This is a genomic window from Mycobacterium sp., from assembly GCF_052143115.1.
In the GTDB taxonomy this organism is placed as follows: domain Bacteria; phylum Actinomycetota; class Actinomycetes; order Mycobacteriales; family Mycobacteriaceae; genus Mycobacterium.
This window is the reverse complement of sequence record NZ_JBKQTQ010000086.1, coordinates 1-8,601: the sequence shown is the minus strand read 5'-3', so window position 1 is coordinate 8,601 and position 8,601 is coordinate 1. Positions and strand designations below refer to the sequence as shown.

The 8,601-nt window shown below is 62.1% G+C and carries 4 protein-coding genes and 2 pseudogenes; 4 read left to right on the top strand and 2 right to left on the bottom strand.

Annotation, left to right across the window (positions count from 1 at the left end):
- The 3 genes from ACLQI9_RS09795 to ACLQI9_RS09785 form a co-directional block, all read left to right on the top strand.
- The coding region (locus ACLQI9_RS09795) for a putative zinc-binding metallopeptidase (protein WP_442391575.1) at positions 1 to 591 on the top strand (591 nt) is incomplete at its 5' end.
- Between the two features lie 61 nt (positions 592 to 652).
- On the top strand, positions 653 to 1,477 hold the full coding sequence (locus ACLQI9_RS09790) for a class II glutamine amidotransferase (RefSeq protein WP_442382470.1): 825 nt from the start codon (positions 653 to 655) through the stop codon (positions 1,475 to 1,477).
- Between the two features lie 1,292 nt (positions 1,478 to 2,769).
- Positions 2,770 to 4,047: a tetratricopeptide repeat protein gene (locus ACLQI9_RS09785; RefSeq protein WP_442391573.1), complete on the top strand. Its 1,278-nt coding sequence runs from the start codon at positions 2,770 to 2,772 to the stop codon at positions 4,045 to 4,047.
- On the opposite strand, the pseudogene ACLQI9_RS09780 reads toward ACLQI9_RS09785, so the two are convergent.
- A pseudogene (locus tag ACLQI9_RS09780) lies at positions 4,014 to 5,324 on the bottom strand (IS701 family transposase). The gene ACLQI9_RS09785 and the pseudogene ACLQI9_RS09780 sit on opposite strands and share 34 nt — an antisense overlap.
- Before the next feature lie 622 nt (positions 5,325 to 5,946).
- On the opposite strand from ACLQI9_RS09780, the gene ACLQI9_RS09775 reads away from it, so the two are divergent.
- Positions 5,947 to 7,557: an MFS transporter gene (locus ACLQI9_RS09775; protein ID WP_442382472.1), complete on the top strand. Its 1,611-nt coding sequence runs from the start codon at positions 5,947 to 5,949 to the stop codon at positions 7,555 to 7,557.
- A gap of 109 nt (positions 7,558 to 7,666) precedes the next feature.
- Here the strand turns inward: ACLQI9_RS09775 and ACLQI9_RS09770 are convergent.
- Positions 7,667 to 8,098, bottom strand: a pseudogene (locus ACLQI9_RS09770) (restriction endonuclease); the annotation flags it as partial.
- Positions 8,099 to 8,601: the final 503 nt, after the last annotated feature.

The window sequence follows — 8,601 nt, the reverse complement described above, 5'->3', positions numbered from 1 at the left end:
GCCTACCGTGAGTCGCTTCGAGTCCATCTCGGTGAGCCCTACCGCACCATGCTGGGTCATTTCCGCCACGAGGTCGGCCACTATTACCAGAACATGCTGGTGGAAACCGATCCCGGAGCCACGCGCTACCTTGACGAGTGCCGCGAGATCTTCGGCGATGAGCGCGCCGATTATCAAGACGAGATCGCACGACACTACAAATTCGGTGCGCCGGCGAACTGGGGTGACTTCTACATTTCCGAGTACGCAACGATGCACCCCTGGGAGGATTTTGCCGAGTGCTTCGCCCACTATCTGCACATCACTGGCACCATCGACACCGCCCGGGAGTCCGGACTGATCTTGCATGCCGACAGGGTCCGTTTCTCGGTTCAGGGGGACGTCGTTCCGCTCCCGTCCTACGAGGACGCCCCGATCGAGCGGCTGCTGGAGGACTGGAAGTGGTTGTCGCTGTGCTTCAATCGGGTGAACACCGCCATGGGTAAGAATCCGCTTTACCCATTCGACATCCCGCAGGCGGTGGTCGGCAAGCTGGCGTTCGTACACAAAGTGATTCGCGAGACGGCTCGCACAGCGGCAGCTGGTCACTAGTACCCGGAAGCGACGAGCGCGGGCATGCCAGGCTGAGACAAGGTGCAACAAGGAGAGTCGGATGTGTCGGTGGGTTGCATACCTGGGCGGCTCGATCGCGCCCAGGGAGTTGCTATATGACCCGGAGCGCTCACTTATCGAGCAAAGCCGTAGGCACGCGCCGAACATGGAGATTCCCAACGGGGACGGCACAGGGCTGGGCTGGTATGAGCACCGTGCCGAACCGGCGCTATTTCGCAGCGTCACCCCGGCGTGGGGCGACGAGAATCTTTTGGAACTGGCCACCGAGGTCCGCACCCGACTGTTTCTTGCCCATGTTCGCGCGGGGACTGGGACACCTGTGCAGCAGACCAACTGTCACCCGTTCCGCTACCGCAACTGGCTGTTTGTGCACAACGGACACGTCGGCGGATATCAGCGGTTGCGCCGCGATCTGCTGTTCGCTGTGCGCCCCGACCTGTTCGGCAACATAGCGGGGTCTACCGATTCGGAGCTGCTGTTTCACCTCGCACTCACCTTCGGTCTCACGGATGATCCGATCGCGGGGATCGCCCGGATGGCAGGTTTCGTCGAAACGGCCGCCGCGGCGGCCGGCGTGGATGAACCCGCGCTGCAGATGACGATCGGGATCAGCGACGGCGTGCGCCTGTACGCGGCCCGTTATGCCAGCGGACGGGAAGTGAACACGCTGTTTGTGAGCGAAGACCCGGAGTCAGTGCGCATGCTCTACCCCGACAACGAGCGCCTGATGCACTTCGGTGATGATGCCCGGGTAGTGGTTTCTGAGCCGTTGACCCATCTGCCCGGGGTGTGGCGGGAAGTGCCCGCCGGGACCGCACTGATTATCGGCGAGGACATCGAAGAGCGACCGTTCCAGCCGATTTGAGTGACCGAACTGCGTCTGGCGTACGGTTTTAGGTTGTGGGGCTCTGATGCCGGTAGGCGTCTCGCCGAGGCATGGGAGGCCGCCTTCCGCGTGAGCCCCGACACCACCAAGGCGTACTCGATGGCCGTGAAAGCCCGGCTCACGGGTGACTCGCTTAAGACGCAGATACCTCCGCGGGATAAGCGCCGCGCGGGCCGAGCGCCCCACGATTCCGCCGCGGGGACCAAAGGGGCGCAATCGTAAGGGGAAAGCGGTTTTTGGCCTTAACGGCCGCCACCGCCACCGCCGCCGCGGCCGCCCCCACCCCCACCGCCGAGGATGCGGCCGCCGCCGCCTCCGCCAATGATGATTTTCGTGGTGCTGGTCCGAATCATGGGCACACACTATCGCCGAATCCTCTGTGACCGCAATATGATTCAAAGTAAACACCAGCCCCCGTAAGTGTGAACGAAGGCAGTAATTCCTTTTAACAACGGGTGTTCGCCGTACCGATGCTGAACTTGGATATGCCGCCATCGCGTTGCCGGCCGTACCAAGCAGAGCCGAGCGGGTGTTGGGTGTCGGACATGCTCAAGAGCGCGAAGAGTGAGCGCACGGTACCCCTACAAGCTGGCTCGCGGACAGTATGCGCCATTAGGTCGATAAAACGCGCCCGCGCGCCGGCGAGCTAACCGCGCCGTTATGGCCGAACCGGGCACCCGGCGGCTCGCGTCGCCGTGTCCAGCTAGCAAACAGCCCCTATGGCGATCTCGCCGCGCGGCTTCAACGCGGCGTCCGAAGGCGATCCTCAGCCGCACCGACGGCGGACCGCGACCGTACCGGCTACGGCCCGAAATTTCTCTTGCCAGCGATTTGAGCTATTTCAGCTAACCATTTCGCCTGGTCGCACCGGCGCTGACTAGGGACTCATAATCCGTTGGTCGCGGGTTCGAGCCCCGCCCGCCCCACCGAATAAGGCATGCTTATAGCGAGTTGACGGGAAGCCGCTGAGCTTCTTGGTAGCGCTCGTCGCGGCGTCGGCGCGGCGCATGGCGGACGGTGGCGGCGAGGTCGGGAAACTAGCTAACTTGCGTCGTCGGGCCAAAGTATCAAGACGACCGTTGGAGATCAGCCCGTAGGATTCAGCTCGAAAAGCTCCACGTCGAAGAGTTCCGCGGCATCCGTTCGATGGATCTGGATTTCGGAGCGAAATGGCCGGGCGGCATAGCGCCCACGCCCGGCTCACATCGCTCGGGTGCACCTTGTGCACATCGGTTCTGCTCGTGGCAGGGTGTGCTTAGGAGGTCTTCGTCATGACGTTTGTGCCGGATTCGAGCAGTGCGGCCCTCAGTCAGGTTGAGCGTTTGACGCAGGGCGGAAGCCTTGGGTCAGTAGTGGACATCCTCGCGAACGTCGTTGAGGCGGGGGGGTCGCTTTCCGCAATGTGCACGCTCGCTGCCTTTTATCTCGAACTGGGAGAACATGACAAAGCACTTCGCTACGCCTCGCTCGCGGTGGAAAAGGAACCTTCCTCTGTACCGGCCAGAGATGTCCTTGCGAAGGTGAATGTGGCTTTGGAGGACTATGCCTCCGCGTTGTCAGATTACACCGCTCTTGGCGCCCTCTGTTGCGAACAGCGTCCGATACCGCCCGACAATTATTCAATCCCTGCACACTTCGCCTTGCATAACGTTGAGCAACTTGAGCATATTCTGGCCAGCGGAAATTTTGATCATCAAGCGTTCGACGACGTCTCCACTGAAGAGCTTCATGGCCTGCGGCGCCACCTCGCGGACGTTATCGACGGGGCAAACGGCGAGGCACCTCTGGTATCCGTCCACGGGCCAAGCAGTCGGATCCTCGCCAACCCGCCGTTCGTGAGGGTTTCAGAGAAGAAGCTGCCAAGATACCTCAATACGGGTGTCGACTACAGGCCAATACAACAAGCAATCGTGACCGGCCTGCCGAAGGTACAAGTTATAGATGATTTTCTGACCCCAGAAGGCTTAGATCAGGTGCAAAAATTCTGCTTGGAATCTACAGTCTGGCGTCGCCCATATAAGTCCGGCTATCTGGGCGCCTTTCCTCAAGATGGATTCGTTAGCATCTCACTGTTCGCCATAGCAGAAGAACTTTCAGCAGCACTCGGTGAGGCATTTGCTGGATATCAATTAGCAGACTGGTGGGCGTTCGCGTACGACACCAAACCGCCCGGAACTGATATTCACGGTGACAACGCCGACTTCTCTTTGAACTTATGGATCACCCCCGATTCTGCGAACCTTAACCCGAGCACGGGCGGCCTTGTTTTTTGGGACAAGACGGCACCTAGCGATTGGAGCTATCAGGACTACAACTCTGGAGGAGAACGGGTCAGGCAGTTCCTCCGGGATCAACACGCTGAATCGACCGTCATTCCCTATCGCGCGAACCGGGCAGTCCTCTTTGAGGGACACCTCTTTCATCGAACTGACGACTTCACGTTCACACCCGGATTCGCCAATCGGCGACGCAGCGTGACTATACTTGTTCCGACGCCGCAAGCGGTAATCCGGAGTCACCTAATGCAGTTTACGGTTCGGCGAAGCTGATCTGCGGCACGGGTGGGCCTAATCGTAGATCGGGATCGTCGGTTTTCCCGTCGCCGATGGTGGGATTGGCGGGCTCGGTATTGGTGTCGTCGGCGCCATCGTGACCAGGCCAACAGAGCGGTGAGACTCTGGAGTGTGGCCAGGAGCAGGGCGTCGAAAAGTCGGCGAAATTCGTTGACGGTCAACGCGATCAGACCAGCGGGGGTGGGTGCGGTGTCGCGTTCGATGGCGGTGGCCACCGCCAAGAAGGCATGGGCGAGCATGGCCAGGGTGGTCCAGCGATACCAGGATCGCCAGCGCCGGACCTGGTGCTGATCGAGCCCGGTGAGGCCCTTGGCGGCTTGGAAGGATTCCTCGATGCGCCAGCGCTGACCGGCGACGGTGACCAGGGTGCGCAGCGGCACCGGGCGCTGTGAGTAGCAGCGCAGGTAAGCGTGCTCGCCGGTGGCGTCGTTGCGGCGGATCAGCAAATGATGAACGCCGGTGTCGGCGTCGTCTTCGGCCAGCGCCGAAACCACGCCCACGAGTACAGCCGCGGCCCGTGCGCCCCGGCGCCGGCGGAGTGGCGCTGCCAGGTCCGTGCGGGTATCAGGGCGCGCAGCGCGTCGACGCGGATCGGGCCGGCGTGAGTGGGCACCCGCCGATTCGCCGCGACCGCCAGCACATAGCCCAGACGATGGCCGCGAATGCCGACCCGTAGTCGTGGGTCGGCCCCGTAGACTTCGTCGCCGGCCACCCACGATGCGGGACCTCGGCGGCTACGGCGCGGTCGATCAACGCCGTGGCCAGCGTCGGCTTGGTGGCAAAGGTTCTGTCGTGCCGAGGGATTCGGGCGCCATCGCAGCGATCAGAATCCTCGGCCCACGATCATGGTAGTACAGCGCGCGGTCGATCAGGGCGTGCCCGCGCGGGGCGGCGTAGGTCAAGTACACCGCGACTTGGGAGTTCTCGATACGGCCCGCGGTGCCGGAGTACTGACGCTGCACCCCCACCGAATGCACGCCCTTCTTCACGTCGCCGGTCTCATCAAGGATCAGGACCGCGCTGCGGTCGCCGAAGGCGTCGACGACGTAATCTCGCAAATCATCGCGCACGGCATCGGCGTCCCAGCTGGCCCGCGCCAGAGGATGCTGCAGCCCATCGGGAGTCGCCGCACCGCGGTGCTCAGCAATGGTCCAGCAATTCTTTCTGTCCAGCCCCGAGACCATCCCGGCCATCAGTTCACCGGCATGGCGCAGGGGCTCGTAGCGGGCGAAACGCGGCGCGATCCGATCCAGCACCGCCGAGAACTCCGCCTGCCACCGATCAGGGTCTACGCTATGAGTCGCGGCGACCGCGGCATATTTGGTTGTCTTCACAAACTCTGAACAATGCCGCGGTCACCGCCTTGACCAGCGCAGACACGCCAGAATCAGCAGCCCCGATCTACGGCTGCAGTACTAATGCGAGCGATTCGACATATCGACTCTTGCGGCCACGGTCCCATGCATCTCGCCGCTGGAAGGACGGGCTTACGCGGCGCCCACGGGCGATTCTAGGTCGTGCCGACCTCGGACCGTAGCCGCACCGCGAACGGACTAAAACGGCTCTGGAACAGGCTTTTTGATCCATTTCAGCTAACCGTTTCGCCTGGTCTCGGAGGCGCTGGCTAGGGACTCATAATCCGTTGGTCGCGGGTTCGAGCCCCGCCCGCCCCACTTCAGAGCCCATTTTGTCGGTTCGCCGACGCCAACTCATCGATCATTCATCGTTTACAAGGGCATTGTCAGGGTGATGATCCGTGGTGCGCGCGCCGGGTGCGCATGTCTTAGAATTCTATCCCTGTACAACGCGAAAGGGCGTTGGCCGTATGTCACACATCAAACTCCGTCTGCCTTTGCTGTCGACAATGAGTTCGGCGTGACTCAGACTCAGGAGCGCGCCGACGCCGAACAACCATCGCCGTGGGCGCCGTTACACAATCCCATTTATCGCAACCTGTTCATCGCGTCGTTCGTCTCCAACCTCGGGACGTGGATGCAAAGTGTGGCGGCCCAATGGTTCTTAGTGGAAGAGCACAGCAGCGCCGTCATCGTCGCACTGGTGCAGACGGCGAGTCTCGGCCCGACGCTGCTTTTGGGATTGTTCGCCGGAGCGCTGGCCGACCTGTTCGACCGGCGCCGGTACCTGATATTTATGCAGTCGTATGCAGTGCTAGTGACGCTAGCCCTGGCAGTCCTGACACACCTCGGTCGCCTCGGCCCGACGTCACTATTGATGTTTACCGTGGCCATCGGCTGCGCTTCTGCGCTAGCCGGACCGGCCTGGCAGGCGATTCAGCCCGAGGTAGTCCCGCGCGAGCAGATACCGGCCGCCGCGACTTTGGCCAGCGTCTCGGCAAACGCCTCCCGAGCGATCGGACCGGCAATTGGCGGCATCGCCGTGGCGTTGGTCGGCCCCGCCGCAGTCTTCGCAATCAACGCTGTGTCGTTCGCGGGAATAATCGTTGCCCTAGAAGGGTGGAAGCGACCCAAGCAACTCGCGCCGATCGAACGAGAGCACCTCGGCCAGGCCATCATTAGCGGACTGCTATTCGTTGGTAACGCTCCAATTTTCCGCAGGATCTTGTCGCGCGCAGCCCTTTTCCTATTTCCCGCCTCTGCCCTGTTGGCGCTGTTGCCAATGGCCGCCGCCCACAGATGGCACCTGGGAGCCAGTGGCTATGGTATGGCGCTAGGGGCCATCGGTTTTGGCTCCGTACTGGCTGTGGCGTTTCCCGCACGCTTGCGCTGGAAAGTGTCACACAACGTGCTGCTGGCGGCCTCCGCCGCCGCCTACGGTAGTGCGCCGCTGGCGGTGATCTGGCTACCGTTCGCGGCGGCAATGCCTTTTTTGGTGTTGTCGGGGATGGCCTGGCTGATCACGTTGACGACGTTGAACGCGGCAGCGCAGTTGTCGTTACCGCGATGGGTTATGGCCCGGGGGTTGTCGGTGTATCTGCTGGTCTCCACCGGATCTCAGGCAATTGGCTCCTACATGTGGGGTGCCGTTGCCACCCGGGCGGGACTTGACACCGCGCTGCTCTGGTCGGCGGTGGTGCTGGGCGCTGTTGCGCTGAGCGTGCCCGCACTGCCGTTGCGGCCGTCCACCGGGAAGCTGAGCGTCGAGGTTTCCACTGCCTGGCCGACACCGAGGCTGGTGTTTGAACCATGTCCTAACGATGGACCGGTGCTTGTGGCCGTCCGCTATCGAGTGCCGGCCGAGAACTTCGAAAGCTTCGTCGAGGCAATGAGCGCGGTCAGGCGATCACGGATGCGAACGGGTGGCCACAGTTGGCGGCTGTATCACAGTGTCGGACAACCCGACACGTTCCTCGAAAGGTTCACCGTCGCGTCCTGGAGCGAATTTGAGCGCCAGCGCACCGAGCGTTGGTTGGATCTCGATACTGACGGCGTCGCGAAGGCGATCGGCTATACCGTCGACCACACCCGACGGCACGGGTACTACCTCGCTGTGCGTGTGCACCGATGAGTTTGCACCGTTATCGCGCCCACTACTCGGCCGGTGGTCGGCGCATCGCTTAGGAGAGATGTGGATGCGTCTGCGGCGCAACACTTTCGCTGCGGCGACATGGTCAGAGTCGGAGATCGTTCGGTGTTTTGCGGCCGCCGCCGGCCACCTCAGCGAGGAAGATCGCAGTCTCCGCTGCCTCGCGCTGGCAGAAGAGCACTCGGTTCTCGCGTGTCGGATCGGCCCAATGCTGCATTAGCTTGCGGCTGATCGGGGTGGCCCGCTCGTAGTCGCGTCGTCGCCATCGTTGTACTTCTCGGCGTAGATCGTTTATCAACGTGTTGCGTTCGATGCGTTCGCCAGTGCGGTCGAAGTCGAGGGCCTCCTGTTGGGCTTCCCTGGCCTTTCGTGCCTTTCGTGACTGTGCAATTGGGATGAACGATTCGCTTGGTCGTCGCCCGGGGATCAACTCGCCCGTCGGGCCGTGTGGACCGATCTTGAAGTGAGCCGTCGGTTCGTCAAACGGGCCGTTGAGGATCGGATTGGCGATTGCCTCCGCCACGCCGCTCTCCCGTCATCCACTTGATGGCCATCGGACAGATGGCTTTCCAACGTCGCACTTTGCCATCTATAGATGGTCGACGGGAAGTTTCGGCCTCGCCATTTCTCGACAGCGATTTCGGTCGCTGCCAGTACGGTTGCGGTACGCGCGCGATGCGGCTGCAAAATTGTCCGCGGGGTGCACCTGTGCGCATGCACCGGGTAGGGGTTAGGGTTGCCGCTCCCTGCCGAATTGGCGGGCGGTACCCCGTGCGTACCCCGAACGCCACCGAACCACAGCCGCACCGGCACCGAACTGTGAGAGTGTGCCGAACGTACCGAAAACGCAGGTGTCCTCGGGATTTGGGTCGGCTGACAGGGCCCTTGAGCAGCCCCTATAGACGGTATGAGGGGCTGGGGCCTCGCTCACATGTGAACGTGGGTTGCCGTCAGGAATGTGGTCCTGGCCGGTAGAGCCACAAGATGTGGGAGGCCCCAGTGAGAAATTATCGTACGAGTGTCGGG

What these genes read in the sequence shown, in the direction of transcription:
- ACLQI9_RS09790 (WP_442382470.1), top strand. Translation starts at nt 653, where the DNA reads ATGTGTCGGTGGGTTGCATACCTGGGCGGCTCGATCGCGCCCAGGGAG.
- ACLQI9_RS09785 (WP_442391573.1), top strand. Translation starts at nt 2,770, where the DNA reads ATGACGTTTGTGCCGGATTCGAGCAGTGCGGCCCTCAGTCAGGTTGAG.